Source organism: Caulobacter sp. GW821-FHT05F04 (assembly GCF_059419665.1).
The window spans coordinates 17,885-40,733 of record NZ_JBWKSF010000015.1; the positions used below are offsets into that span (position 1 = coordinate 17,885).

Consider the following 22,849-nt stretch of genomic DNA (forward strand, 5'->3'; position numbering starts at 1 on the left):
GAGCGACGGCATGTTTCGCAAGATCGCGGGCTTCGAACTCCGCTACCAGCTGAAGTCGCCCGTCTTCTGGGTGGTGGCGGTCATCTTCTTCCTGCTGACCTTCGGGGCGGCGACGATCGACCAGATCCGCATCGGCGGCGGCGGCAACATCCACAAGAACGCCCCGTTCGCGATCGCCCAGACCCACCTGATCCTGTCGATCTTCTACATGTTCGTGACCACGGCCTTCGTGGCCAACGTGGTGGTGCGCGACGACGAGACGGGCTTCGGGCCGATCCTGCGCTCCACGCGGATCCGCAAGTTCGACTATCTGTACGGCCGGTTCACCGGGGCCTTCCTGGCGGCGGCGATCTCGTTCCTGGCCGTGCCGCTGGCGATCTTCATCGGCTCGTTCATGCCGTGGATCGACCCCGAGCGCCTGGGCCCGAATGACCTGCACGCCTACCTGTTTTCCTATTTCGCCCTGGCCCTGCCGTCGATCCTGCTGACCTCGGCGTTGTTCTTCGCCCTGGCCACGATCACCCGCTCGATGATGTGGACCTATGTCGGCGTGGTCGCCTTCATGGTGCTGTGGATCATCGCCAACATCGCGCTGGACAAGCCCGAGTTCGAGAAGATCGCCGCCTACTGGGAGCCGATGGGCACCGCGGCCTACGGCCTGGCGACCAAGTACTGGACCGCCAGCGAGCGCAACACCGTGATCCCGCCATTGGCCGGGGCGCTGCTGTTCAACCGCGCACTGGCGGTCGTGCTGTCGGCCGGCTTCCTGACGCTGGCCTACAGCCTGTTCCGCTTTCAGTCGGCCGATCTTTCGGGGCAAGCCAAGGTCAAGAAGGGCAAGGCCGAGGACAAGGCCGCGCCGGTTCTGATCGCTGGTCCGCTGCCGCAACCGAAATTCGACCGCGCCACGGCCTGGGCCCAACTTGTGGTCCGCACGCGCCTGGACATGGGCCAGGTGTTCAAGAGCCCGGCCTATTTCGTGCTGCTGTTCCTGGGGCTGGCCAACGCCATGGGCGCCCTGTGGTTCGCCACCGACGCCGGCCGCTATGGCGGGGTGATCTATCCGGTCACCCGCGTGCTGTTGAGCCCGCTTCTGGGCTCGTTCGGTCTGATCCCGATGATCATCGCCATCTACTATTCCGGCGAGCTGGTCTGGCGCGAGCGCGAGCGCAAGACTCACGAGATCATCGACGCCACCCCCGTGCCCGACTGGGCCTTCGTGGCGCCCAAGACCCTGGCCATCAGCCTCGTCCTGGTCTCGACCCTGCTGGTCAGCGTGCTCGCCGCCATCCTCAGCCAGATCTTCCACGGCTATTTCAAGCTGGAGCTCGACAAGTACCTGATCTGGTACGTGCTGCCGCAGGCGGTGGACTGGATCCTGCTGGCCGTGCTGGCGGTGTTCCTGCAGGCGATCAGCCCGCACAAATTCGTCGGCTGGGGCCTGATGGTGATCTATCTGGTCACCACGATCACCTTCGTGAACCTGGGCTTCGAGCACAAGCTCTACAACTACGGCTCGACCACCGACACGCCGTTCTCGGACATGAACGGCCTGGGCAAGTTCTGGATCGGGGCCTGGTGGCTGCGGGCCTACTGGACGGCCTTCGCGGTGGTGCTGCTGGTGCTGGCCTATGGCCTGTGGCGGCGCGGGACCGAGAGCCGCCTGTTGCCGCGTCTGCGCCGACTGCCGCTGCGCCTGCGCGGCGTCGCGGGCCTCCTGATCGGCGGCGCCCTGGTCGCCTTCGTCGGCCTGGGCGCGTTCATCTACGTCAACACCAATGTCTGGAACGACTACCGGACCAAGATCGACAACGAGAAGTGGCAGGCCGACTACGAAAAGACCCTGCTGCCGTTCGAAAACACGCCGCAGCCCAAGATCGTCGCCATGACCCTCGACGTCGATCTAAAGCCGCACGAACCCAGCCTTGAAACCAAGGGCTCGTACGTCATCGAGAACAAGACGGGCGCGCCGCTGAGGGAGATCCACGTCCGCTTCGACCGTGACCTGGCGGTCAAGGGCCTGTCGATCGAGGGCGCGCGACCCAAGAAGACCTTCGAGCGCTTCAACTACCGCATCTTCGCCTTCGACACGCCGATGCAGCCGGGCGAGCGGCGCAAGATGAGCTTCATCACCCTGCGCTCGCAGCGGGGCTTCCCCAACAGCGACCAGGAAAGCCGGGTCGTCGACAACGGGACCTTCGTCAACAACCTGGAGATCGCGCCGATCCTGGGCATGGCCCGCGACGGCCTGCTGCAGGACCGCGCCAAGCGCCGCAAGTACGGCCTGCCGCCCGAGCGCCGCATGGCCAAGCTGGGCGACGTTCCGTCCCGCCAGTTCAACGGCCTGCGCAAGGACGCCGACTTCATCACCTCGGACATCACCGTCACCACCGAGGCCGACCAGACCCCGATCGCGCCGGGCTACAAGGTTTCGGACACGGTCAGGAACGGCCGCCGCATCGCCCGCTTCGTCACAGAGGCGCCGATCATGCCGTTCGTCTCCATCCAGTCGGCCCGCTATCAGGTCGCCGAGGAGAGCTACAAGGGCGTGAAGCTGGCGGTCTATTACGACGCCCAGCACCCCTGGAACATCGAGCGCATGAAGACCGCGATGAAGCGGTCGCTGGACTATATGGGGACCAACTTCAGCCCGTATCAGTTCCGGCAGCTGCGCTTCCAGGAGTTCCCGGACTACGCCCAGTTCGCTCAGTCGTTCGCCAACACCATTCCGTGGTCGGAGGGGATGTTCTTCATCTCCGACTATCGCGACCCGACCAAGATCGACATGGTCACCTATGTCGGAGCCCACGAGATCGGCCACCAATGGTGGGCCCACCAGGTGATCGGCGCCGACCAGCAGGGCGGGGCGATGCTGTCGGAGACCTTCGCCCAGTACTCGGCCCTGATGGTCATGAAGCACACCTATGGCGAGCCGCAGATCCGCAAGTTCCTGAAGTTCGAGCTGGACAGCTATCTGCGCGCGCGGGGCGGCGACGTGATCGACGAGCAGCCGCTCTACAAGGTCGAGAACCAGCCCTATGTCTATTACCGCAAGGGCTCGCTGGTCATGTACCGGCTGCAGGACCAGATCGGCGAGGAGACGGTCAACCGCGCCCTGCGCAAGCTGATCGCCGACCACGCCTTCAAGGGCGCGCCCTATCCGATCACCACCGACTTCCTGACCGCCCTGCGCGCCGAGGCCCCGGCCGACAAGCAGGCCCTGATCACCGACCTGTTCGAGAAGATCACGCTCTACGACCTGAAGACCAAGAGCGCGACGGTGAAGAAGCGGGCGGACGGCAGGTTCGACGTCACCATCACGGTCGACGCCCAGAAGAAATACGCCGACGGCAAGGGCAAGGAGACCAACGCCGCGCTGAACGAGACCATGGATATCGGCCTGTTCACCGCCAAGCCGGGCGACAAGGGCTTCGACGCCAGGAACGTGGTGCTCTATGAGCGCCGGCCGATCCGCTCGGGCGTCCAGACCTTCACCTTCACGACCGCCGGGGCGCCGACGTTCGCGGGCGTCGATCCGTACAACACGGTGATCGACCGGAACGGCGACGACAATACGGTCAAGGTCGGCGGGTGAGCGGGCCGGCGATCCGGATGGACGCGGGCCCGCTGAACGCGTTCCTGCGGTCCGCCTTTCCGGAGACGGATCCCGACCACATGCCCTCCGTGCTGGAGGCCGAGCCGGGACGGGTATTGTTGAAGCTGCCCTATCAGACCCGGCAGTTGCGGCCGGGCGGGGTGATCTCGGGACCGACCCTGATGACGCTGGCGGACACGGCGGCCTATGCCCTGGTCCTGGCGCACATCGGCGAGGTGGCCATGGCGGTGACCACCTCGCTCAACATTCATTTTCTGAGGGGTTGCCAGCCTGGCGATCTCTACGCCGAGGGGACCCTGCTCAAGCTCGGCCGCCGCATCGCGACGGCCGATGTCCTGATGTGGACGGAAGGGCGCGAGCGAGCCGCCGCCAAGGCGACGGTCGCCTACGCCATTCCCTAAGCGTTACTGACGGGCCTTGGCGACGTCTTCGCCCGTGTCGAAGCCCTTCTTCAGGCCCTCGGCCATGTTCAGGTGCTCCTGGACCTTCGGGGCCGTGGCGGCGGCGAAGGCCTTGATGGCGGCGGTGTCACCGTCCTGGGCGTAGCGCTGCAGCAGGTTCAGAGCCGCCTGGTGGGCGTCGACCTGGCCGTCGGCGTACTTCTTGTCGAAGTCCTTGGCGTCGGCCTTGGTCAGGTCGTCGATCTTGCCCTGAGCGTCTTCCGACAGGACGGTCGGCAGGGTGATGGCCGCGCCCGAGGCGGCGATGGCCGACTTCAGCTCGGCGCTGGTGGCCATGTGGGCCTTTTCCATCGCGGCGGCGAACTTCTTCACCGAAGGATTGGTCGAGCGCGTGGCGGCCAGCTTGGCGGCGGCGATCTCGAACATGTCGCTATCGGCGGCCTTCATGGCGAAGACGTCGGCCTTGGTCTCGTCCGCCGGGGTCGGGACGGTGGCGGCGGGGTTGGCGTCCGGGGTCGCGGCCTGTTCGGCCGGGGTGGCGGCGCCCTTGGTTTCTTCGGCCTTCTGGCCGCAGGCGGCCAAGCTGAGGGCGGCGATGGCGGCGGCGCCGAACATGATATGACGGTTCATGGCTCTGTCTTTCCCTGTGCGTTTTTCTTAGAGGTTCGTGGACAGGCGACGCGTGCGGCGTCGTGTGAACAACAAAACCTCACGGGGCCGTGAACGGTTCCGGCGAAGGCGGGGGAGAATGGCATGACGCAGGGTCCGCTAGCCGGATTGCGGGTGATCGAGATGGGCTCGCTGATCGCCGGGCCGTTCTGCGGTCAGGTGCTGGGCGACTTCGGCGCCGAGGTCATCAAGCTGGAGGATCCCAAGGTCGGCGACCCGATGCGCCAATGGGGGCGCTCCAAGCCTCAGGGCCTGTCGCCCTGGTGGCCGGTGATCGGCCGCAACAAGAAATCCGTCACCGTCGATCTGCGTACGGACGAAGGCCGGAACATCGCCCGCGCCCTGATCGCCAAGGCCGACGTGGTGGTCGAGAATTTCCGCCCCGGCACCCTCGAGAAGTGGGGGATGGGCTATGAGGCGCTGGCGAAGACCAATCCGGGCCTGGTCATGGCGCGGGTGTCGGGCTTCGGCCAGACGGGGCCCTATGCCAGCCGCGCCGGCTACGCCCTGGTCGGCGAGGCCATGGGGGGCTTGCGCCACATCACCGGCGAACCCGACCGGCCGCCCGCGCGCGCCGGGATCTCGATCGGCGACAGCCTGTCGGGCCTGAACGCCGCGCTCGGCGTGATGATGGCCCTGCACGCCCGCCAGCACACCGGCAAGGGTCAGGTGGTCGACGTGGCGATCTATGAGAGCGTGCTGACGGTGATGGAGAACCTGATCACCGAATACGACCTGACCGGCTATGTCCGCGAGCGCTCGGGGGCGGTGCTGCCCGGCATCGCGCCGTCGAACGTCTATCCGACCAAGAGCGGCGAGCTGGTCCTGATCGGCGCCAACCAGGACACCCTGTTCAGGCGGCTCTGCGACCTGATGGGCCGGCCGGATCTGGCCGACGATGTCCGCTACCGCGACCATGCCGCGCGTGGCGCGCACCAAGCCGAACTCGACGCCCGCATCGCCGCCTGGACGGCCGACCAGGAGATCGACGACCTGCTGCCCAAGCTGGAGGCCGCGGGCCTGGCCACCGGCCGGATCTACCGCGCGCCCGACATGATCGCCGATCCGCAGTTCTCGGCGCGGGAGTCGATCGTCACCACGCCGCACCCGGTGTTCGGCCAGATCAAGATGCAGAACGCCTTCCCGAAGCTGACGGAGACGCCGGGCGGGGTGCGCTGGACCGGGCCGACGCTGGGCGAGCATACGGAGGCGGTGTTGACGCAGGTGGCCGGAATGAGCGCCGAGGCGGTGCAGGGGCTGCGGAAGCGGGGCGTGATCTGAGGGCCCCTCCTCGCCCTTCGACAGGCTCAGGGTGAGGACTATTTTCGGGGCGGTTCAGTAAGAAACCTCATCCTGAGCTTGTCGAAGGACGAGGTGTCGGTCCCGCTGATGATCAAGCCCGTCCCGTGACCCCCGCCACGGCCCGCGCGATCTGGTGCACGTTGTAGGGCTTGCGCACGATCGGGGCGTCGAAGCCCATCGGCGCGGCCTTGTCGGCATAGCCCGTGGCGAAGACGAACGGCCGGCCCATGGTGCGCAGGATCTCGGCCACCGGCGCCACCGACTGGCCGTTGAGGTCGGCGTCCAGCACCGCGACGTCGAAGTCCATCTCGACCATCGACAGCGCCTCGCTGAGCTCGGCCGCGCAGCCGACCACCACGACGCCGGCGTCCTCCAGGCCCGCTTCCAGCTCCAGGGCCAGCAGCAGCGAGTCCTCGACGATCAGCACCTTCAGGCCGGCGATGGCGCCCGGGCGGACGGTCTCGTCGGCGGCGACCACCGTCTCGACGATACGCTCGGGAGCGACTTCGGCCGGCTCGATCGGCGGCGCGTCGGCCAGGGCCTCGGCCGCGCCCTGGATCATGGCGGTGACGCCGCTGGAGCGGTAGTTGATCTTGGCCGAACCGCCCAGTTCGCGGCCGGCGACGTCCTCGATCAGGGTGGCGCCGAAGCCCTTGGCGGCTGGCGCGGTGGCCGGCGGACCGCCGGTCTCCAGCCATTCGAGGGCGAAGCCGCCCTCGGGCGTGCGCCGCCAGACGACCTCGACCTTGCCGGTCTCGGTCGAAAGCGAACCATAGCGCATCGCATTGACCGCCAGTTCGTGCAGCGCCAGCGACAGGGCCGAGGCCGCGCGCGGCGTTAGGAACAGTTCCGGCCCGTCCCAGCGGGTCTGGGTCGGGGCCAGACCGCCCAGTTCGGCGGCGGCGATCCGCGCCAGGGTCGCGCCGCGCCAGCGGGCAGCGGTCAAGAGGTCGTGGGCCGAGCTCATCGACTTCAGCCGCGCGGCGAAGGTCTTGAGGAACACGTCCAGCGAGGCCGACTTGCGCGCCGACTGGGCCGCCACCGACTGGACGACGGCCAGCAGGTTCTTGATGCGGTGGTCCAGCTCGGCGACCAGGTTTTCGCGCTGGTCCTCTTCGGCCCTGCGCTCGGTGATGTCCTGGACGACGCCGATCAGATAGGCCGGCTCGCCATTGGCGTCGCGCACGATGACGCCCGAGCCATGGTTCCAGATTTCGCGGCCGTCGGGGCCATTGGGCCGGCGATATTCGGCCTCGTAGCGATCGCTTTCCGCCAACTGTTCGTCGATCGTTTCCTTCAGCCAAGCCCGATCGTCGGGGTGCACGTATACGTAGAGGGCCTCGCCGTCCTCGGCCGGGATCTCGCCGGGCTCGACGTTCGAGATTTTGGCCAGGCGGGGGCTGATCTTGAAGACGTCGCGTTTGATGTCCCACTCGAACTCGCCGAGGCTGGCGGCCGAGATGGCCAGGTCCAGGCGCTCGCTCTCGAGGCTGCGGGCCAGGCATGGCTGGTCGGCCAGGCCTTCCGCGGCCAGGTCGGCCAGGTCTTCCAGCGCCCGCAGATCCTCGTCGGAGGCGGGGCCATTCGCGCCCGGGCCTTCCACTACCAGGGCGCCCAGCACATGACCCTGCTTGTCGCGGATCGGCGCGCCGAGGGCGACGGGGCCGTTGGCGGTCACGACCTGGTCGGCCAGGTCGCCGGCGCGGGACCCTTCGGGGCCGGCGTAGCCAACGAAGGCCTTGCGCCAGACCCTGTCCTCGTCGACCAGGACGACGGCGGCCTTGGGCGCATCGAACAGCCGAGCGGCCAGACGCGCGAGGCGCATGAAGCGAGGCTCGTTGACCGCGCTGTCCAGGATGTTCAAGGCCTTCAAGGCGTTGAGCCGGGCGGCTTCCTGGCGCTCGTCGCTGACGATGGGGGCGTCCTCCATGATTCGACCTTAGACCCGCTTCGCGTCTAGCGCGAGCGCCTTTGGACGCTTCTTTTCGGGCCTCTTACGCGCTCAGCCGGGGATTCCACAGTGGTGAAGCTTGGGCCCTTGCGCTAACGTGGAACCCCGACGTCGAGCAGGCGTTGACGAGGCGCAGCTTCAGCGCCCCAGGTCGGTCGCGTCGCGAACAGGAGATGATCATGCCCGCCAGTCCCGCCGCCGCCAAGGAAGCCGAGAAGGCCAAGTCGGCCACGCTCGAGGCCGTCGAACACGCCGAGCGCAGCTTCGCCCACGCCGCCGACGCCGCCCGCGTCTCGCTGACCGAAGCCGCCAAGCGCGTCGAGAAGTCGGTTTCGGAAGGCTTCGAAACCCTGCGCGCCCAGAGCCGCACCTATACCGACACCGCCGGCCAGCAGATCGAGGACGCCCAGCGCTACGTCTCCGAGCGCGTGCGTGAGCGTCCGATCACCGCCACCCTCGCCGGTCTCGGCGTCGGCGTGCTGATCGGCCTGCTGCTCTCCGGCGGCCGCAGCAACAACCGGTGATCTTCGAAAAGACTCTGATGACGCTGGCCGCGGCCGCGGCGATCGCCGCCGCCGCCGCGGTGGCCGTCGTATCCGCCGCCTTCGCGATCTACGCCGTGCTGGTTCCGCTGGTGACGGCGGCCGGCGCGGCCGCGATCGTCGCGGCGGTCGCGGCCCTGATCGTCGCCATCGCCGGCATGATCGCCGCCCGCAAGGTCGAAGGTCGTCATCATAACAACCAACAGGCCCCGCAGCAGGGCTTCGACATGACCAGCAAGGTCATCGAGATCGTGCGCGACAGGCCGCTGATGTCGATCGGCATCGGTCTGGCCGCCGGGATCTTCGCTCTGAAGAACCCGACCCTGACCGCCTCGCTGGCCAAGGCCTTCCTGGACCCGAAGCCGCCGCAGCGCTGATCACGCCAATGTTGTTCAAGACCGACGCCACCGGATCCGTTCGGTGGCGTTTGTCTTGGAGCATTGGTCTTCGGATTCCCGGAAACCCTAAGTTTTCAAGGGAATCTATCTCGAAAATTTGAGCGCGCCTTGGCGGCTTGCGGCGGTGAAACCGCTTACGCTTTGTCCTGGTGGGCTCTAGATGCTTCCCGCGCGTTCCCTCCTCCCTGGAACGCCTTCCCATGGAGTGAACATGACGTACAAGCTGCCGGACCTGCCCTACGCGTACGACGCGCTGGAGCCGACGATCTCCGCCAACACCCTCCATTTCCACCATGACAAGCACCACGCGGCCTATGTGACCGCGCTGAACGGCCTGCTGAACGGCGACGACAAGGGCTCGCTGGAAGCGGTGATCAAGGGCGCCGGTCCGGGTAAGGTGTTCAACAACGCCGCCCAGGCCTGGAACCACGCCTTCTTCTGGGACGGCCTCTCGCCCACCAAGACCGCTCCGGGCGCCGACCTGGCCGCCGCCATCGACTCGACCTTCGGCGGCCTGGACGCCCTGAAGGAAAAGTTCGTCGCCGAGGGCATCGGCCACTTCGGCTCGGGCTGGGTGTGGCTGGTCTCGGACGCCTCGGGCGCGCTGAAGGTCATCTCGACCCACGACGCCGAAAGCCCGGTCACCCAGGGTCTCACGGCCCTGGTGGTCGCCGACGTCTGGGAGCACGCCTACTATCTGGACTACCAGAACCTGCGGAAGGGCTTCCTGGAAGCGGTCTTCGACAACCTGATCAACTGGACCCTCGCCGACAGCCAGTACGCGGCGGCCAAGTCGGGTTCGCAAGGCTGGGCCTATCCGGCTCCGGAATAGGGCCATACTCGGCGACTAATTTCCGGAACGCCCGGGAGTCGGGTGCGTTTTCTCGAAGCGGGGCCATGGCCTTGACTAAAGACAACGCCCCGGCTCGAAAGGCCGGGCTCATCCGGAGAGACCCATGCTGAACTGGGCCGTGACCTTCCTGGTGGTCGCCCTGATCGCCGCCCTCCTGGGCTTCACCGGCATCGCCGGGACCGCGATCGGGATCGCCAAGATCCTATTCTACGTCTTCCTGATCCTGTTCCTGGTGTCGCTGGTCAGCCACCTCTTCCGAGGCGGACGCGGCGCGCCACGCTAGGTAGGACCGAGGCTAAACGGCGGAACGGCGCGGTTCAGGCCGCGCCGTTTTCGTTTGGGCTTCTGCGGTCGCAGGCCCAGGTGCGCCAGACCTCGAACTTGCCGTGCGCATAGGCCAGGGCCTGTACGCGCACGCAGCCGGGCTCGACCTCGATGACATTGAAGCCTGGCGCCGCGCCCCGCTCTCGGTGCGAAAGGGTGCCCGAGCCGATCGCCTGGGTCTTGCCGTCGCCGAACGGGACGGCGGTGACGAACGGCAGATGGATATGGCCCGACAGGATGACGTCGGCCCCGGCCTGGACGAAGCGGTTGGCCGCGTCGACCCCGCCATGGACCTTTGCGGTCATCGGTCCGCCCAGAACCTCCATCAGCGGATGATGGCAGACCACCACCCTGAGGTCGCCGGCGGGCGCGGCCTCCAGTTCGCGGATGACGCGGCGGACCTGGCCGCGCGACACCGCGCCCTTCGACCAGTTCCAGCGCGCCTGGGCCGCGCGGGCCGTGTTCAGCGAGGTCACGGTGATCCCCGGCGCCCGCCAGGCCGCGCCATCCTCGTTCCCGAATCGGTCCCTGAACCGCCGCCAGGTGCGGGTGAAGCGCTCGAAGAGCTCGCCAAGGCCGACGAAGGGCGTGTCGTGGTTGCCGGGCACGACGATCATCGGATCGGGCAGGCGCTTCAGCCAGGCCGCCGCCGCGTCGAACTCGGGGGCCTTGCCGTCCAGGGTCAGGTCGCCGGCCACCACCACCAGGTCGGGCCGGGCCTCGGCGATCCAGGCTGTCGCGGCCTCGACGGCCTCCTGGTTCTCGCCGCCGAAATGGATGTCGGAGAGCTGGACCAGCCTCATTGGTCTAGGCTCACTCTGGCGTCTCGTCCTTTGGGGTCTCATCTGGCGGAACCAGGGCTCGGAAGGCCTTGGGGCGGAAGCGGACAGACACCTCGGGATCGAACCGCGCGGGCTCGCCGTCCAGGATCGCCGGGATGCGGCCGTGAGCCCGGATCTTGCCGGTGCGGCAGCGGCCGGCGTTGACCGACGGGTCCTCGCGCCACTGGCCTCGCGCGGCGTTGAAGCCCAGGCGGAAGACGTCCAGGGCGCTGGACGGATCCAGCGCCGCCGCCTCCAGAGCGCGCTCGTCGGCGTCCAGGGCGGTCGAGACCAGCGGGCACATCAGGGTCAGGGCCTCGGTCTTGATCTCGGGTCGGCCGTCCAGCGAAACGCGCAGGCGGCCGGAAAAGGCGCGTCGAAGGGCCCGACGCGCACGGGCGATGGCGACGCTGAAACGGCCTTCGCGGGCCGCCTCGCGCGCCGTGGCCCACAGGGCCGGGCTGCCCAGGATGGCGGCGACGAAGAATAGGCGTCCGCCGACCTCGCCGCCGGAAATGGTCCGCGCCTCGCCGTTCTCCAGGCAGGCCTTCATCGCCGCCTGCCAGTCGCGTTCGCCATAGAGAGCGTGCGGCAGCATGTTCATGGTGCCGCCGGGCAGGGGGGCGATCAGGGGGCCGTCCGGCCCGGCCATTTCGGCGGCGGCGCGGGCCGTGCCGTCGCCGGCGATCACCAGCACCGCGTCCGGCGCGCTGTCGATCACCGTCCTCAGGCAGTTGATCAGCTCGCCCGGTCGCGGCGCGTGGACGACGCCGGAAACGCCGTATTCCGCCAGCAGCTGTTCGGCGATCCGCGGCGCGTCCGGGCCGACGGATCCGGACGCGGTGTTGGCGATGACCTCGATGCGCTTCACGCGCTCCCCTCTTCTCGTCAAACTCGCCGACGCAACGGGCGGAGCTCGGCCGTGGTTCCCCCGCCAAACGGAACCGTCGCGCTTGGGAGTCGTTTGCTGCAGCAGGGGACAGGAAGCTTGGAACGGAGAGCCAGGATGAAGATGACCATGATCGCCCTGATGGGCGTGGGTGTGCTTGCCGCGGCGTGCACCTCGACCGGCAATGTGGAGCGCAACGCCGCCGGCGGGGCGGCCATCGGCGCCCTGGCCGGCGCCGTGATCGGCAACAATGTGGGCAGCGGCAGCGCCGGCACGGGGGCCGCGATCGGCGCGGCCATCGGCGGCACCGCTGGGGCCATCAAGGGCTGCCGCGAAGACGGCGGCTGTGGCGCGACCGACACCAACCGCCGCCAGTACTATGACGAGCGGGCGGGCCGTTATTACTATTACGACTCCCGCAGCGGTCGTTACTACTGGGAAGATGGCGCGCGCCGCTACTAAGCTGGACGAGACGCGACGACGCCCCATGGAAGGCGATCGGCTCAGCCGATCGCCTTTCTTGTGTTCGCAGGTTCGAGGAGGAGGGTTCGAATGAAGACGATGAAGATCACCTATGCCGTGCAGGCCATCAGCGTGGCGGGCGTGGTCCTGGCGCTGGCGGGCTGCGCCACGTCCGAGAGCCCATGGCGGGTGTTGCGCAAGCCCGTGGCCGCCGCGCCGGCCGCCTGCGCCGATTTCCAGTCCTCGGTCTATTTCGAGCAGGACAGCGCCGACCTGACGAAAGAGGCCCGCATGCTGCTGGCCAACGCCCAGTCCCAGGCGAGAGGCTGCGCCGTGAAGTCCGTGAGGGTGACCGGCCTGGCGGACGCCGTGGGGACCACCGGGGCGAACCTGGTCCTGTCACAGCGGCGCGCCGCGACGGTGACCGCCGCCCTGGCCAAGGCCGGCTTTGGCAAGGTCGAGATCGATACGACCGCCGTGGGGGACGCCGGGGCCGTTGCGGCGTCGGGCGCATCCGCGCCGCTGCGCCGCCGGGCGGACATCCTGTTCGACCTGGAGAGCAAATAGGCCAGGACGGGCGGGCCGCTCAGGCCGTTCGCTTGAGCGCAGCCGAAGGAAAGGCGGGCCGGTCGCCCGGTCCGCCCAAGTTCGCATCAACAAAAGGGGGGTGCGAAGGCGGCAGGCTGGCTATCGCCAGCCTCAAGTCGGGGGGGCGTCGCCGCCTTCGCAAGGATGAAAACGACGTTTCGCGCGAACGGTTCCGACCTCGCGCGTTTTTTTTCGCGAACGACCGAAAGGGTCGGGCGGCGGGAACGGCGGTGTCCGGAACACGTTGAAATCCCAGGCGGACATGTGGTCCGCCGAGGCAGGGGAGCAACGTCGTGATCCGGACTTATCAGGCCGAGCATGGCGGTACGGTTTTCGTCTCGACGCTCACGCAGCGTCAAAGAAGGGTGCGCTCGCGCGTCATGGCCTTGGTCGTGATCGTGGCGGTCGGAGCCTCCGCCGGGATGGTGCAGGCCTTCAACGACCGCGACCACGCGGACGCCACCCGTATCTGGACGCCATAAGGAGGTATGACATCATGCCCGCCGACATTCATCACGACGCCGCGGCAGACCCGCGGGGACCCCGCCTGAACGCCACCCGCGCCCGCCAGGGTCGCTGGGGCCGCCAGGTGTTCTGGGTGCTGATCATTTCCACCGTGCTCGCGGCGCTGGCCCTGTTCGGGGCCTGGACCTTCCGCGCCCGCGATCTCGCCGAGGTCGAGGTCAACAACGGCGCCAAGACGCCGGCCGAGGCCCAGCGTTACGACACCCAGCAGACGCCGGCGCGCCAGACGCCCTAGGGTTCTGTCTGGACGCATTTTCCGACGACGAATCGGTCTCCGCTTCGTCGGAAATGCTCTAGCCTTGGCGATCGAAGGCGGCCTTCTGAAAGGAGGCCGCCCTTTCTTCATGTCCGTAGGAGCTCCGGCCTTCCCGCCTGGGGCCGAAAGAAAAACGGCCCTCCTTTCGGAGAGCCGTTCAAAGGGTCTTGTCGGGAGCGACCCTGAGATCAGGCGGCCTTGGCGGTCCGCCGCGGGTGGAAGAACAGCGCCTGGCCGATCGCCGCCTTCACCGTTTCCGGCTGGAAGGGCTTGGTGATCAGGAAGGTCGGTTCCGGGCGCTCGCCGGTCAGCAGGCGCTCGGGGAAGGCGGTGATGAAGATCACCGGCACGTCCATCCGGCCCAGGATGTCCTTGACGGCGTCGATGCCCGACGAGCCGTCGGCCAGCTGGATATCGGCCAGCACGAGGCCTGGGGTGCGGCGGGCCACGGCCTCGACGGCCTCGCCCCGGGTGGCGGCGATGTCGGTGACCTGGTGGCCCAGTTCCCTGACCAGCGCCTCGATGTCGGCGGCGATGACCGGCTCGTCCTCGATGATCAGGACGTCGGTGGCCAGTTCGGCGTCGATCTCGGCCTGGGCGTCGGAGATCAGGCGTTCGACCTCGCCGAAGTCGCAGTCCAGGATCTGGGCGGCTTCGGACGGGGTGAAGCCCTCGAGCGCGGTGAGCAGGAAGGCCTGCCGCGAACGCGGGGCGATGCGCATCAGGCGCTGGGCGGCGTCGTCGCCAGCCGTCAGGCCTTCGTCGCGGCGCGCCTCGAGCTGGGCGCCGGAGCTGAGCCAGATGGCGTGGAAGACGCGATACAGCGCCACGCGCGGCGACAGATCGTCGTCCAGCGAACGCTCGCCGGCCGCGAGGGCCTCGAGAGCCACGCGGACATAATGATCGCCGGTCGACTGATCGCCGGTGAGGGCGCGGGCGTAGCGGCGGATGTAAGGCAGATGCGGCGCCAGCCGAGCAAGAAGACTCATGACCCCTCCCGATGCGGTGTCTTCGAAAACTAACTAACGAACGGCAAAGCTATGCCGTTCCGTCGATGGTCGATAACGCCTCCTCAACTGAGCGGTTCCGTCCGGTGCGGATTTTTGACATCTTAAGCTCAAGCTTATGGAACCGGGCACGGAAAACCACGTTGTCGTCTGGCGGAAAGACATTCGGCCAAAGGGGGCGGACGCCGATGCAAATGCAGTTCGGTGTCGAGGACATGATCGAACACGTACCCATGGAAGACAAACGCAAGAGCGCCGCGGCGCTGGATGAGGCGCGTCTGCGCCAGCAGGCCATCGGCGTGAAGCTGCGCCAGATGTTCGATGAGGTCGTCAACGAGGCGGTGCCCGACGAATTCCTCGAGATTCTCCGCAAGGCCGAGCCTCCGAAGGGAGAGCGCTGAGCATGAGCGAACCGCAAGTCGGCCGCTCGCCGCCCGACCCCGTCCGTGACAACCAGTTCAAACGCGAACTGGTCACCTTGATTCCGCATCTGCGCGCCTTCGCCCGCACCCTGACCGGCGACCCCACCGCGGCCGACGATCTGGCGCAGGACGCCATGATGAAGGCGTGGGACGCGCGCGCCAGCTTCCAGCTGGGCACCAACATGAAGGCCTGGACCTTCATGATCCTGCGCAACCAGTTCTATTCGGAAAAGCGCCGCAGCTGGCGCCAGAGCCAGCTGGACCAGGAAGCCGCCGAGCGGACCCTGGTGGCGGTCGACGATCCCGAGGCGCCCGTCGCCCTGGACGAGCTGCGCCTGGGTCTGGCCATGTTGCCGGCCGAGCAGCGCGAAGCCCTGATCCTGGTCGGCGCCGGCGGCTTCGCCTACGAGGAAGCGGCCGAGATCTGCGGCTGCGCCGTGGGCACCGTGAAGAGCCGGGTCAGCCGCGCCCGCCGGGCGTTGCAGGCCATCCTCGAAGCGGGGGCCTATGATCGTGACGGCGCATCGGCGGGTGACGCCATGCATGCGATCCTCGCCGACGCGGAGCGGTTGAGCTCTCTGCGGTGAAGACTTTCGCCGGCCGCGCCGAGCAGGCCGTAACCTCCATCCGAGTCCGCCTGGCCTTCGCGCTGTGCGTGGCCTTGCTTCCCGTGCTGATCATCGGCGGCGCGCAATCGATCTTCGCCTTCCGAGCCGAGGCCGACTCGCGTCGCCAGAGCCTGGAGCTGGCCGCCGGACAGAGCGCCGCCAACGCCCGGGCCCGCATCGAGGCGGCCGGGGTGCTGCTCCAGACCCTGGGCCCAGGCTCGGTCGGGCTGGAATGCGCCCAGCGCCTGGCCGACGTGCGCGCCCGCCTGCCGGGCTACGCCAATCTGATCCGTTTCGACTCGCGTGGCCGCGTGGCCTGCGCGGCGGCGACCACGCCGTTCGACACCCAGCGGGGCCAGAGGCCCTGGTTCCAGGAACTGCGCGACGGCGCGACCATGGTCGTGGCCTCCGATCCCGGCGCGGTCTATGCGAACGAGCCGGCGGTGCTGGCCGCCGTTCGCGCTGGCGCGCCCGACAAGTTCGAGGGGGCGCTGGCCGCCGTCCTGAACCTGCGCGACCTCAAGGTCGGCACGGTCAACCGCTTCATGCCCGACGGGGCCGAGGTGGCGCTGGCCGATTCGAACGGCGCGATCTTCGCCGCCACCGACCCTTCGGCCTTCTCGGCGCCGCCGCGCGGCTGGCGCGCGCGCGCGGCCAAGAGCGGCGCGGCGATCTGGAGCCACGAGGACGCGGCCCACAATGAGCGCACCTACTCGGCCGCGCCGCTGGTCAATGACGATGTCTTCGTCGTGCTGTCGGCCCCCACGCCGGGCCTGGTGTCCTGGGCCTGGATCAACCCGATCTCGCGCCTGCTGCTGCCGCTTCTGGCCTTCTTCCTGGCCTTGGGCGCGGTGCTGATCGTCGCCGAGCGGGAGGTGATCCGCTGGATCGTCTACCTGCAGCGCGTGGCGGCGATCTATGCGCGTGGCCGCTTCACCGTCCGGCCGCTGCAGGCCGAGCGCGCGCCGCCGGAGATCCGCGAGCTGGCGGCGACCCTCGACGCCATGGCCGGCGGCATCGTCGCCCGCGACGCCTCGCTGCTGGACAGCCTGGCCGAGAAGGACGCGCTGATGCGCGAGATCCATCACCGGGTGAAGAACAATCTGCAGATCATCACCTCGCTGCTGAACATGCAGCAGCGGGCCCTGGCCGATCCCGCGGCCAAGGCGGCGATGAACGACACCCGGCAGCGGATCACCGCCCTGGCCCAGATCTATCGGGCCCTCTACCAGGGGCCGGATCTCAAGCGCGTCGATCTGCGGCCGTTCCTGGAGGAGCTGACCGCCCAACTGCTGGCGAACGACATGTCCACCTCGCCGCTGGTGCGGACCGAGGTCCATGCCGATCCGCTGGTCATCGATCCCGACCGGCTGGCCCCGATCGCCCTGTTCGCGGTCGAGGCGATCACCAACGCCCAGAAGCACGCCTTCGGTCCGGCGGGCGGCATGCTCAGCGTCGGCTTCCACGTGCGTGGCGAGGAGGCCGAGCTCTCCATCAGCGATGATGGTCCGGGCGCGCCCGACAGCGTCGGCGGCGGGGTTGGCCGCACCCTGATGACCGCCTTCGCCCGTCAGCTGCGCGGCAAGGTGACGTTCGAAAGCCACATCCCGCGTGGTTTGACCGTACGCCTGACCTTCCCGACCCCGCAGGCGGTGATTCCCCTAACCTAGGCTGGAACCGAGCTTCGCCGCTGACGTTCTTGAGGGGCAATCGTTTCAAGCGCCCCTTCCCCATCCCTTCGGGGGCGAACATCGGAGAAGACCATGCGTAAGCTCGTCATTATCGCCGCCGCCCTCGCGTCGCTGTCGGTCGCCGCCTGCAACACCGTCGAGGGCGCTGGCAAGGACGTCTCGTCGGCCGGCAAGGCCGTCAGCGAGACGGCCAAGGACGTCAAGTAAGGCGCTCAGACCTGATCTAGCGAAAGGCCCGCCGGTTCCGCCGGCGGGCCTTTTTCGTTCGCGCCATAAAACGTCGCAGTATTGCGCGAATGCGACCTTGGGTGGCTTCGTCGATATCCGACTGCAAGATTGCCAAGCCAGACTTGTCCCCGTCGAGGGGCGCGCTTGTCGTTACACACCCACACCGTCTTCGTGCATAGCGGCTGGCGTTGCTCCAGCACCTATGTCTGGCATCGCTTCAGGGCGCTCGCGGGCGTGCGCGCTTACTACGAACCCTGGCACGAGCAGCTGGCCAGGCTGACGGCGCGGACCATCGATGTCGAAACCCCCGACAACAGCGGCCTGCGCCATCCGGGCGGGACCGAGCCCTACCTGAAGGAATTCGAGGTCGTCCTCGACCCCGCGGGCGGCGTGCGGCGCTTCGAGCCCGGCTTCGCCCTCGATCGCTTCTGGATCGAGCCCGAAGCCAGCGACCTGGCCCAGCAGGCCTATGTCGAGGGACTGGTCGCCGCCGCCAGGGCCCAGGGTGAGACGCCGGTGCTGGCCTGCTGCCGCACCCTGGGCCGGGCGGGATGGCTGAAGCGCCGGTTCGGCGGCTTCCACGTAGTGCTGATCCGCGATCCGGTGCAGCAATGGCTGTCGTTCTATTCGCTGCGCAAGCGACCGCGGCCGACCTATTTCGAGCTCTGCCACTATGTTCTGCTGTCCGAGATGGCCGGCTGCGGCGACGTTTCGCGGACCCTGCTGGGCCGCGACTTCGACGCCGGGGGCCAAGGAGGCGGGACCTTGGACGCGCGGGTCGCCGCCGTCCGCCGGCGCCTGAAGCGCGCCCCGGCCAGCGTTTCGTTCCAGGCCTTCCTGGCGGTGTGGCTGCGCTCGTACCTGAAGGCCCTGCCGGAAGCCGACCTGGTGGTCGATGTCGATCGCCTGGCCCGTGACCAAGCCTATGCTCGTGAGATCGAAGCGGCGATCGAGGCCGGCAGCGGGCTGAAGCCGGACTTCTCCGACTGCCGCGCCCCGGCGCCGCACGGCATCGTCCCGCCGATCGCGTGGCGCAAGGCCGCCCGTCAGGTGGTGGATCTGATGGACCTGCATGGCGCCATCGTCGGTCCAGAGGCGCCGCCGATCCTGTTCCGCAAGCTCGCGCCCGCCTTCGCGGCGGTGACGCCGGCGCCGGTGCGCGGAATGACCAAGCTGGGAGAGGCGCTGGGCGGCCTCGTCGGTGGGGCGACGGTGACGCGCGCGCCCGCCAAGGCCTACGCCGCCGCGGCGACTCGCACGGACGGATCGCGCAGGTAGATACCGACCCCGCCGGGCGCGGCGGTCAGCACGTCGTCGAATTCCGAGACGTCGTCTTCAGGATCCAGGGCCAGCACGCCGTCGGCCGGCAGCAGGGCGACCAGGGCCTGGACCACCTTGGCCCGCAACGCGGCGTCCATGTTCTTCAGCACGCCGCGCAGCAGGATGACGTCGAAGCGGCCCATGACCGACAGGTCGGACAGCAGGTTGATCCGCTTCCAGCGCACCATCTGGCGGATGCGCGGCGAGATCGTCCAGGTGTCGTCCTGGTTCTCGAAATACTTGATCAGCATCCGGATCGGCAGGCCGCGCTGGACCTCGAACTGGGTGTAGATGCCGGCCTGGGCCTTTTCCAGCGAGCGCTCGGAGAGGTCGGAGCCGAAGAACTCGAACCGCGTCCCAGTGGCCAAGGCGTTGGCCTCGTTGGCGGCGATGGCCAGCGAATAGACTTCCTGGCCGGTGGCGCAGGCCGCGCTCCAGATGCGGATCGGCGCGTCGGGGCGGCGATGTGACAGGGCGGGCAGCACCTCGTCGCGCAGCTGGGTGAAGGCCTCGCGGCCGCGGAAGAAGGTGGTGTCGCTGCGGCACAGGGCCTCGACCACGGCCCAGATCAGCCGGTCCTCGCGCTTGGCCCGCAGCGCCGCGATCAACGCCTCGATCGAGTCATAGCCTTCGCGTCTCGCCAGCGGCGAGAGACGACTTTCGACCAGGTAAGGCTTTTCGGTTTCGACCCGCACGCCGGCGCGGGCGCGGCCCAGGGCCGCCAGCAGGTCCATGTCCTCGGGCGTCACAGCAGGCCCGCCTCGGCGAACTTCGCCTCGATAATGTCGCCGTCGAACGGCTTCATGATGTATTCGTCCGCCCCTGCCTCGATGGCGGCGCGGATGTGATCGGGACTGTTCTCGACCGTGCAGAAGACGACCTTGGGCGCGGCGCCGCCGGGCTCGCTGCGCAGCTGGCGCAGGAAGTCGATGCCGTTCATCACCGGCATGTTCCAGTCGAGCAGCACCGCGTCGGGCATGGCCGCGCGGCACCACGCCAGGGCCTCCATGCCATCGGCGGCCTCGGCGATCTCGAAGCCGATGTCCTCGAGGACTCGGCGGGCGACCTTGCGGATCACCCGGCTGTCGTCGACCACCAGACAGGTCTTCACGGCATGCTCCAATTCAGGCCGCCATCGTGGGAGCGGTCTGGTTAAGGAGCGGTTTGCCTAAACCCGGATCGGGGTGCGGCAAATGTAACTTTTATGGCGAAGATTGAGCGGCGCGGCCGTCTAGGCCGGAACCCAGGCCGCGATGCTGGCGCGTTCCTCGCCGATCTCGACGGCGATCTGGCCGCCGGCCGCGCGGACCAGGGCGTTCAGATAGGCCGCCTGAACCCACGGACCGCCCAGGCCCTCGGCCAGGGGCTCGCCCTTCAGGCCGGCCAGGACCTCCGGACGCAGGCGGGCTCGGGGGCCCACCGAGTCGGCGATGATCGAGAAGCGGCCGTCGGCGGCCACGCCCTTGACCGTGGCCACGCCGCCCGCCGGCAGGGCGCTGGCGGCGATCTGGGCGATGTTGAGGATGGCGCGCGACGACGGCTTGTTCATCGCCTGCGGCTCGATCTGCCAGTCCAGGGTCGGGCGCACGTGGGCGAACACGCCCTGGGCCAGCTTTTCCAGCTCGCGCGAGTCGAAGTTCTCGGCCGAGGCCGAGGCGCCGAACGCCACGCGGGTGAACTGCAGCAGGTCGGCCAGCTTGCGGGCCGACGAGGCGATCAGGTTCATGGCGTCGTCGCGCATGTCCTGGGCCGCCGGGTCGTCCAGCAGATCCAGGCCCGAGACGATGGCGCTGGCCGGGCTGATGAAGTCATGGCACAGGCGCGCGGCCAGCATGGCGGCGAAGTCGGGACCCTGGACGTCCGTTTCGGGGGACGCGGGAGCCGGGGCCGCAAGGGAGGTCTCTGGGACGATGTCGGTCATGGCGGCGGACTCTGCCGTGATTTGAGGCTTTGGCAAACGGGGCCCGCCGCTCTAAACGAAGCCCGTGGTCGATCCGTTTCTAGAGCCTGGCGTTTTGGTGCGCCATCCCGGCCAGCCCGACTGGGGCCTGGGGCAGGTTCAGTCCGTGATCGGACACCGCGTGACCGTAAATTTCGAAGAGGCCGGCAAGCAGACCATCGACGCCAACCGCGTGCGTCTGGTCTTCGTCGGCGACGACCCCAGAGGACTGGGGTGAGGGGACAGCAATGAGCAGCGAAAATCTCGCGGATTGGGGCCGCGCCCTGGCCACGATCACCGAAGAGGCGGCGGCGGTGATCCTGCCGTTCTGGCGCACCGAGCTGGCCGTGGTCCAGAAGGCCGACGAGAGCCCGGTCACCGAAGCCGACCGCGCCGGCGAGCGCCTGATCCTGCGGCGACTGGCCGAGCTCTATCCGGACGTGCCGGTGATCTCCGAGGAGGACGCCAGCGAGTTCGGGACTCCCGACGCCGTGGGGCCGCGCTTCTTCCTGGTCGATCCGGTCGACGGCACCAAGGCCTTCGTGCGCGGCGACCCCAACTTCACGGTGAATATCGGCCTGATCGACAACGGCGCGCCGGTCGCGGGCGCGGTCTGCGCCCCGGCCACGGGCGAGGTGTGGTTCACGACGGCGCGGGGCGCGGTGAAGCGCGCGGGCCCGGACGGGGCCGAGACGCCGGTCCACGTGCGTCCTTGGCCCACGGGCGAGGCTCTGGGTCTGGTCAGCCACACCATGCGCGAGGAGAAGGCCGCCGAACTGGCCGCCCAGTACGGTTTCGACCTGCGCGCGCCGATGGATAGCTCGATCAAGATGTGCCGCATCGCCGAGGGCTCGGCCGACATCTATCCGCGCCATGGCCCGACCTCGGAGTGGGACACCGCCGCCGCCCATGCGGTGGTGGTCGCGGCCGGCGGGACCTTCACCCAGCCGGACGGCTCGCAGTTCCTCTACGGCAAGGCCGACCAGGGATTCCGCAACGGCTGGTTCGTGGTGCGCGGCGGGCCGGCGGCCTAGAGCGCGTTAGGTTTAAGTGTGAGAGGTTAAACCGCTCGAACGAGCTCTAAGTGTATGAAGATAGAGCCTGTTTATCTGGTTTAGATGGTTCCATCTAAACCAGACAGGCTCTAGGGAACGTCTTCCGTCACGGCCTCGCCGGGCGTCGTCATGATCGTCCCGGCCGAGGCCGCGACGATCGCGGCGATGGCCAGCCACTGGGTCAGGGCCAGGTGTTCGCGCAGGATGACGAGGCCCGCCAGCGCGCCCATCGCCGGCTCCAGGCTCAGCATCACGCCGAAGCTGCGCTTGGGGATGGCGCGCAGGGCGATCATCTCCAGCGAATAGGGGATGGCGCTGGACATCACCGCCGCCACCAGGCCCAGCGCGATCAGCCTGGGCTGGAAGAGCGCGGTCCCGGCCGAGGCGACGCCGATCGGCACGACGATCAGGGCCGCGGCGGCCATGCCCAGCGCCACCGAGCGCCCGGCGTGCAGGTGGCCGGTCCGCTTGCCCAGGATGATATAGAGCGCCCACATCACCGCCGCGACGCAGGCGAAGCCGACCCCGACGGGGTCCAGCGGCTTGGCGCCGGGATCGATCGGCAGCAGCATGGCCAGGCCCAGGACGGCCAGGCCGATCCAGACGAAGTGGATCAGCTTGCGCGAGCTGGCGACCGAGACCGCCAACGGTCCGATGAACTCGATGGCCACGGCCACGCCCAGCGGCACGGTGCGGATGGCCATGTAGAAGCTGAGGTTCAGCACGCCCATCACCGCGCCGTACAGCGCGACCCGGCCCAGGTCTGCGCGCGAGATCGGATGGTTCCAGGGCCGCCAGACGAGCATCAGGATCAGCGCCGCGAACCCGACCCGATAGGCGCTGGTCCCCTGCGCGCCGACGGCCGGAAACAGACTCTTGGCCAGCGACGTGCCGACGCACAGCGTGACGATGGCCCCGATCAGCGCGGCATAGGGCAGGAAGCGTTGGCGGGCGGCGGACATCGGCCGCTTTTTAGGGCCGC

Annotated in this window: 27 protein-coding genes; 18 read left to right on the forward strand and 9 right to left on the reverse strand. The window is 68.3% G+C overall.

Going from position 1 to position 22,849, the window contains the following annotated elements:
- Window positions 1-10: 10 nt before the first annotated feature.
- Both AC07R7_RS25005 and AC07R7_RS25010 read left to right on the forward strand, forming a co-directional pair.
- Complete coding sequence (locus AC07R7_RS25005; RefSeq protein WP_494637021.1) at window positions 11-3,595, forward strand: M1 family aminopeptidase; 3,585 nt, start codon at window positions 11-13, stop codon at window positions 3,593-3,595.
- Window positions 3,596-3,612: 17 nt separating this feature from the next.
- A complete protein-coding gene (locus tag AC07R7_RS25010; protein ID WP_494637023.1) occupies window positions 3,613-4,017 on the forward strand; it encodes a PaaI family thioesterase in 405 nt (134 codons plus the stop codon).
- Window positions 4,018-4,020: 3 nt separating this feature from the next.
- On the opposite strand, the gene AC07R7_RS25015 is transcribed toward AC07R7_RS25010, so the two are convergent.
- Complete coding sequence (locus tag AC07R7_RS25015; protein ID WP_492888739.1) at window positions 4,021-4,647, reverse strand: DUF4142 domain-containing protein; 627 nt, start codon at window positions 4,645-4,647, stop codon at window positions 4,021-4,023.
- Window positions 4,648-4,770: 123 nt separating this feature from the next.
- On the opposite strand from AC07R7_RS25015, the gene AC07R7_RS25020 reads away from it, so the two are divergent.
- Window positions 4,771-5,967 carry a CaiB/BaiF CoA transferase family protein gene (locus AC07R7_RS25020; protein ID WP_494637025.1) on the forward strand — a complete coding sequence of 399 codons (1,197 nt, stop codon included), beginning with the start codon at window positions 4,771-4,773 and terminating at the stop codon, window positions 5,965-5,967.
- Between the two features lie 112 nt (window positions 5,968-6,079).
- Here AC07R7_RS25020 and AC07R7_RS25025 read toward each other — a convergent pair whose 3' ends face one another.
- Complete coding sequence (locus AC07R7_RS25025; protein ID WP_494637027.1) at window positions 6,080-7,918, reverse strand: HWE histidine kinase domain-containing protein; 1,839 nt, start codon at window positions 7,916-7,918, stop codon at window positions 6,080-6,082.
- Window positions 7,919-8,118: 200 nt separating this feature from the next.
- Between AC07R7_RS25025 and AC07R7_RS25030 the strand changes: the two genes are divergently transcribed.
- From AC07R7_RS25030 to AC07R7_RS25045, 4 genes are all read left to right on the forward strand, one after another.
- On the forward strand, window positions 8,119-8,463 hold the full coding sequence (locus AC07R7_RS25030) for a hypothetical protein (RefSeq protein ID WP_494637029.1): 345 nt from the start codon (window positions 8,119-8,121) through the stop codon (window positions 8,461-8,463).
- Complete coding sequence (locus AC07R7_RS25035) at window positions 8,460-8,858, forward strand: DUF883 domain-containing protein (RefSeq protein ID WP_492841254.1); 399 nt, start codon at window positions 8,460-8,462, stop codon at window positions 8,856-8,858. The genes AC07R7_RS25030 and AC07R7_RS25035 overlap by 4 nt, the downstream gene beginning before the upstream one ends.
- A gap of 232 nt (window positions 8,859-9,090) precedes the next feature.
- A complete protein-coding gene (locus tag AC07R7_RS25040) occupies window positions 9,091-9,711 on the forward strand; it encodes a superoxide dismutase (protein ID WP_494637031.1) in 621 nt (206 codons plus the stop codon).
- Window positions 9,712-9,835: 124 nt separating this feature from the next.
- A complete protein-coding gene (locus AC07R7_RS25045; protein ID WP_125159561.1) occupies window positions 9,836-10,015 on the forward strand; it encodes a DUF1328 domain-containing protein in 180 nt (59 codons plus the stop codon).
- Between the two features lie 34 nt (window positions 10,016-10,049).
- Here the strand turns inward: AC07R7_RS25045 and AC07R7_RS25050 are convergent, their stop codons facing one another.
- Window positions 10,050-10,859: a metallophosphoesterase family protein gene (locus AC07R7_RS25050; protein WP_494637033.1), complete on the reverse strand. Its 810-nt coding sequence runs from the start codon at window positions 10,857-10,859 to the stop codon at window positions 10,050-10,052.
- A 10-nt stretch (window positions 10,860-10,869) separates the two neighbouring features.
- Window positions 10,870-11,748 carry a diacylglycerol/lipid kinase family protein gene (locus AC07R7_RS25055; protein WP_492888744.1) on the reverse strand — a complete coding sequence of 293 codons (879 nt, stop codon included), beginning with the start codon at window positions 11,746-11,748 and terminating at the stop codon, window positions 10,870-10,872.
- Window positions 11,749-11,883: 135 nt separating this feature from the next.
- Here AC07R7_RS25055 and AC07R7_RS25060 point away from each other — a divergent pair, with 135 nt between their 5' ends.
- The 4 genes from AC07R7_RS25060 (at window position 11,884) to AC07R7_RS25075 (ending at window position 13,576) form a co-directional block, all read left to right on the forward strand.
- A complete protein-coding gene (locus AC07R7_RS25060; RefSeq protein WP_492888745.1) occupies window positions 11,884-12,228 on the forward strand; it encodes a YMGG-like glycine zipper-containing protein in 345 nt (114 codons plus the stop codon).
- Window positions 12,229-12,318: 90 nt separating this feature from the next.
- Window positions 12,319-12,795 carry an OmpA family protein gene (locus AC07R7_RS25065; protein ID WP_494637036.1) on the forward strand — a complete coding sequence of 159 codons (477 nt, stop codon included), beginning with the start codon at window positions 12,319-12,321 and terminating at the stop codon, window positions 12,793-12,795.
- A gap of 314 nt (window positions 12,796-13,109) precedes the next feature.
- Window positions 13,110-13,298 carry a hypothetical protein gene (locus AC07R7_RS25070; RefSeq protein ID WP_492841242.1) on the forward strand — a complete coding sequence of 63 codons (189 nt, stop codon included), beginning with the start codon at window positions 13,110-13,112 and terminating at the stop codon, window positions 13,296-13,298.
- Between the two features lie 14 nt (window positions 13,299-13,312).
- Window positions 13,313-13,576, forward strand: coding sequence for a hypothetical protein (locus AC07R7_RS25075; RefSeq protein ID WP_494637038.1), 264 nt, complete (start codon window positions 13,313-13,315; stop codon window positions 13,574-13,576).
- 209 nt (window positions 13,577-13,785) lie between these two features.
- Here AC07R7_RS25075 and phyR read toward each other — a convergent pair whose 3' ends face one another.
- A complete protein-coding gene (gene phyR, locus AC07R7_RS25080) occupies window positions 13,786-14,586 on the reverse strand; it encodes an anti-anti sigma factor/receiver protein PhyR (RefSeq protein ID WP_492888747.1) in 801 nt (266 codons plus the stop codon).
- Window positions 14,587-14,819: 233 nt separating this feature from the next.
- Here phyR and nepR point away from each other — a divergent pair, with 233 nt between their 5' ends.
- The 5 genes from nepR (at window position 14,820) to AC07R7_RS25105 (ending at window position 18,831) form a co-directional block, all read left to right on the forward strand.
- On the forward strand, window positions 14,820-15,005 hold the full coding sequence (gene nepR / locus AC07R7_RS25085) for an anti-sigma T factor NepR (protein ID WP_199743613.1): 186 nt from the start codon (window positions 14,820-14,822) through the stop codon (window positions 15,003-15,005).
- A 2-nt stretch (window positions 15,006-15,007) separates the two neighbouring features.
- Complete coding sequence (locus AC07R7_RS25090) at window positions 15,008-15,613, forward strand: sigma-70 family RNA polymerase sigma factor (RefSeq protein ID WP_492841236.1); 606 nt, start codon at window positions 15,008-15,010, stop codon at window positions 15,611-15,613.
- The gene (gene phyK, locus AC07R7_RS25095) at window positions 15,610-17,304 is read left to right on the forward strand and encodes a sensor histidine kinase PhyK (protein ID WP_494637041.1); all 1,695 of its coding nucleotides are present in this window, start codon (window positions 15,610-15,612) and stop codon (window positions 17,302-17,304) included. Before AC07R7_RS25090 ends, phyK begins: the two co-directional genes overlap by 4 nt.
- A gap of 93 nt (window positions 17,305-17,397) precedes the next feature.
- On the forward strand, window positions 17,398-17,532 hold the full coding sequence (locus AC07R7_RS25100) for an entericidin A/B family lipoprotein (protein ID WP_125159551.1): 135 nt from the start codon (window positions 17,398-17,400) through the stop codon (window positions 17,530-17,532).
- A gap of 165 nt (window positions 17,533-17,697) precedes the next feature.
- Window positions 17,698-18,831: a hypothetical protein gene (locus AC07R7_RS25105; protein WP_494637043.1), complete on the forward strand. Its 1,134-nt coding sequence runs from the start codon at window positions 17,698-17,700 to the stop codon at window positions 18,829-18,831.
- Here AC07R7_RS25105 and AC07R7_RS25110 read toward each other — a convergent pair.
- The 3 genes from AC07R7_RS25110 to chpT all read right to left on the reverse strand — a co-directional run bounded on the left by AC07R7_RS25110 (window position 18,789) and on the right by chpT (window position 20,794).
- Window positions 18,789-19,622, reverse strand: coding sequence for a CheR family methyltransferase (locus tag AC07R7_RS25110; RefSeq protein WP_494637045.1), 834 nt, complete (start codon window positions 19,620-19,622; stop codon window positions 18,789-18,791). The two genes, AC07R7_RS25105 and AC07R7_RS25110, sit on opposite strands and share 43 nt — an antisense overlap.
- Window positions 19,619-19,996 (reverse strand): response regulator, encoded by a 378-nt coding sequence (locus AC07R7_RS25115; RefSeq protein ID WP_492841228.1) that lies wholly within the window; start codon window positions 19,994-19,996, stop codon window positions 19,619-19,621. Before AC07R7_RS25115 ends, AC07R7_RS25110 begins: the two co-directional genes overlap by 4 nt.
- 108 nt (window positions 19,997-20,104) lie before the next feature.
- Window positions 20,105-20,794, reverse strand: coding sequence for a histidine phosphotransferase ChpT (gene chpT / locus AC07R7_RS25120; RefSeq protein ID WP_492888751.1), 690 nt, complete (start codon window positions 20,792-20,794; stop codon window positions 20,105-20,107).
- 64 nt (window positions 20,795-20,858) lie between these two features.
- Between chpT and AC07R7_RS25125 the strand changes: the two genes are divergently transcribed.
- Together AC07R7_RS25125 and cysQ are read left to right on the forward strand one after the other, a co-directional pair.
- A complete protein-coding gene (locus AC07R7_RS25125) occupies window positions 20,859-21,050 on the forward strand; it encodes a DUF3553 domain-containing protein (RefSeq protein ID WP_492841224.1) in 192 nt (63 codons plus the stop codon).
- Window positions 21,051-21,060: 10 nt separating this feature from the next.
- Window positions 21,061-21,846, forward strand: coding sequence for a 3'(2'),5'-bisphosphate nucleotidase CysQ (gene cysQ / locus AC07R7_RS25130; protein ID WP_494637048.1), 786 nt, complete (start codon window positions 21,061-21,063; stop codon window positions 21,844-21,846).
- Window positions 21,847-21,956: 110 nt separating this feature from the next.
- Here the strand turns inward: cysQ and AC07R7_RS25135 are convergent, their stop codons facing one another.
- Window positions 21,957-22,829: an EamA family transporter gene (locus AC07R7_RS25135; RefSeq protein ID WP_494637050.1), complete on the reverse strand. Its 873-nt coding sequence runs from the start codon at window positions 22,827-22,829 to the stop codon at window positions 21,957-21,959.
- Window positions 22,830-22,849 lie beyond the last annotated feature (20 nt).

Excerpts from the sequence above, each read along its gene's own strand:
- nepR (WP_199743613.1), top strand. The coding sequence starts at position 14,820 with ATGATCGAACACGTACCCATGGAAGACAAACGCAAGAGCGCCGCGGCG.
- phyR (WP_492888747.1), bottom strand. The coding sequence starts at position 14,586 with ATGAGTCTTCTTGCTCGGCTGGCGCCGCATCTGCCTTACATCCGCCGC.
- AC07R7_RS25025 (WP_494637027.1), bottom strand. The coding sequence starts at position 7,918 with ATGGAGGACGCCCCCATCGTCAGCGACGAGCGCCAGGAAGCCGCCCGG.
- chpT (WP_492888751.1), bottom strand. The coding sequence starts at position 20,794 with ATGACCGACATCGTCCCAGAGACCTCCCTTGCGGCCCCGGCTCCCGCG.
- AC07R7_RS25045 (WP_125159561.1), top strand. The coding sequence starts at position 9,836 with ATGCTGAACTGGGCCGTGACCTTCCTGGTGGTCGCCCTGATCGCCGCC.
- AC07R7_RS25050 (WP_494637033.1), bottom strand. The coding sequence starts at position 10,859 with ATGAGGCTGGTCCAGCTCTCCGACATCCATTTCGGCGGCGAGAACCAG.
- AC07R7_RS25015 (WP_492888739.1), bottom strand. The coding sequence starts at position 4,647 with ATGAACCGTCATATCATGTTCGGCGCCGCCGCCATCGCCGCCCTCAGC.
- AC07R7_RS25075 (WP_494637038.1), top strand. The coding sequence starts at position 13,313 with ATGCCCGCCGACATTCATCACGACGCCGCGGCAGACCCGCGGGGACCC.
- AC07R7_RS25090 (WP_492841236.1), top strand. The coding sequence starts at position 15,008 with ATGAGCGAACCGCAAGTCGGCCGCTCGCCGCCCGACCCCGTCCGTGAC.
- AC07R7_RS25065 (WP_494637036.1), top strand. The coding sequence starts at position 12,319 with ATGAAGACGATGAAGATCACCTATGCCGTGCAGGCCATCAGCGTGGCG.
- AC07R7_RS25060 (WP_492888745.1), top strand. The coding sequence starts at position 11,884 with ATGAAGATGACCATGATCGCCCTGATGGGCGTGGGTGTGCTTGCCGCG.
- AC07R7_RS25010 (WP_494637023.1), top strand. The coding sequence starts at position 3,613 with ATGGACGCGGGCCCGCTGAACGCGTTCCTGCGGTCCGCCTTTCCGGAG.
- AC07R7_RS25100 (WP_125159551.1), top strand. The coding sequence starts at position 17,398 with ATGCGTAAGCTCGTCATTATCGCCGCCGCCCTCGCGTCGCTGTCGGTC.
- AC07R7_RS25040 (WP_494637031.1), top strand. The coding sequence starts at position 9,091 with ATGACGTACAAGCTGCCGGACCTGCCCTACGCGTACGACGCGCTGGAG.
- AC07R7_RS25005 (WP_494637021.1), top strand. The coding sequence starts at position 11 with ATGTTTCGCAAGATCGCGGGCTTCGAACTCCGCTACCAGCTGAAGTCG.
- cysQ (WP_494637048.1), top strand. The coding sequence starts at position 21,061 with ATGAGCAGCGAAAATCTCGCGGATTGGGGCCGCGCCCTGGCCACGATC.
- AC07R7_RS25020 (WP_494637025.1), top strand. The coding sequence starts at position 4,771 with ATGACGCAGGGTCCGCTAGCCGGATTGCGGGTGATCGAGATGGGCTCG.
- AC07R7_RS25135 (WP_494637050.1), bottom strand. The coding sequence starts at position 22,829 with ATGTCCGCCGCCCGCCAACGCTTCCTGCCCTATGCCGCGCTGATCGGG.
- AC07R7_RS25030 (WP_494637029.1), top strand. The coding sequence starts at position 8,119 with ATGCCCGCCAGTCCCGCCGCCGCCAAGGAAGCCGAGAAGGCCAAGTCG.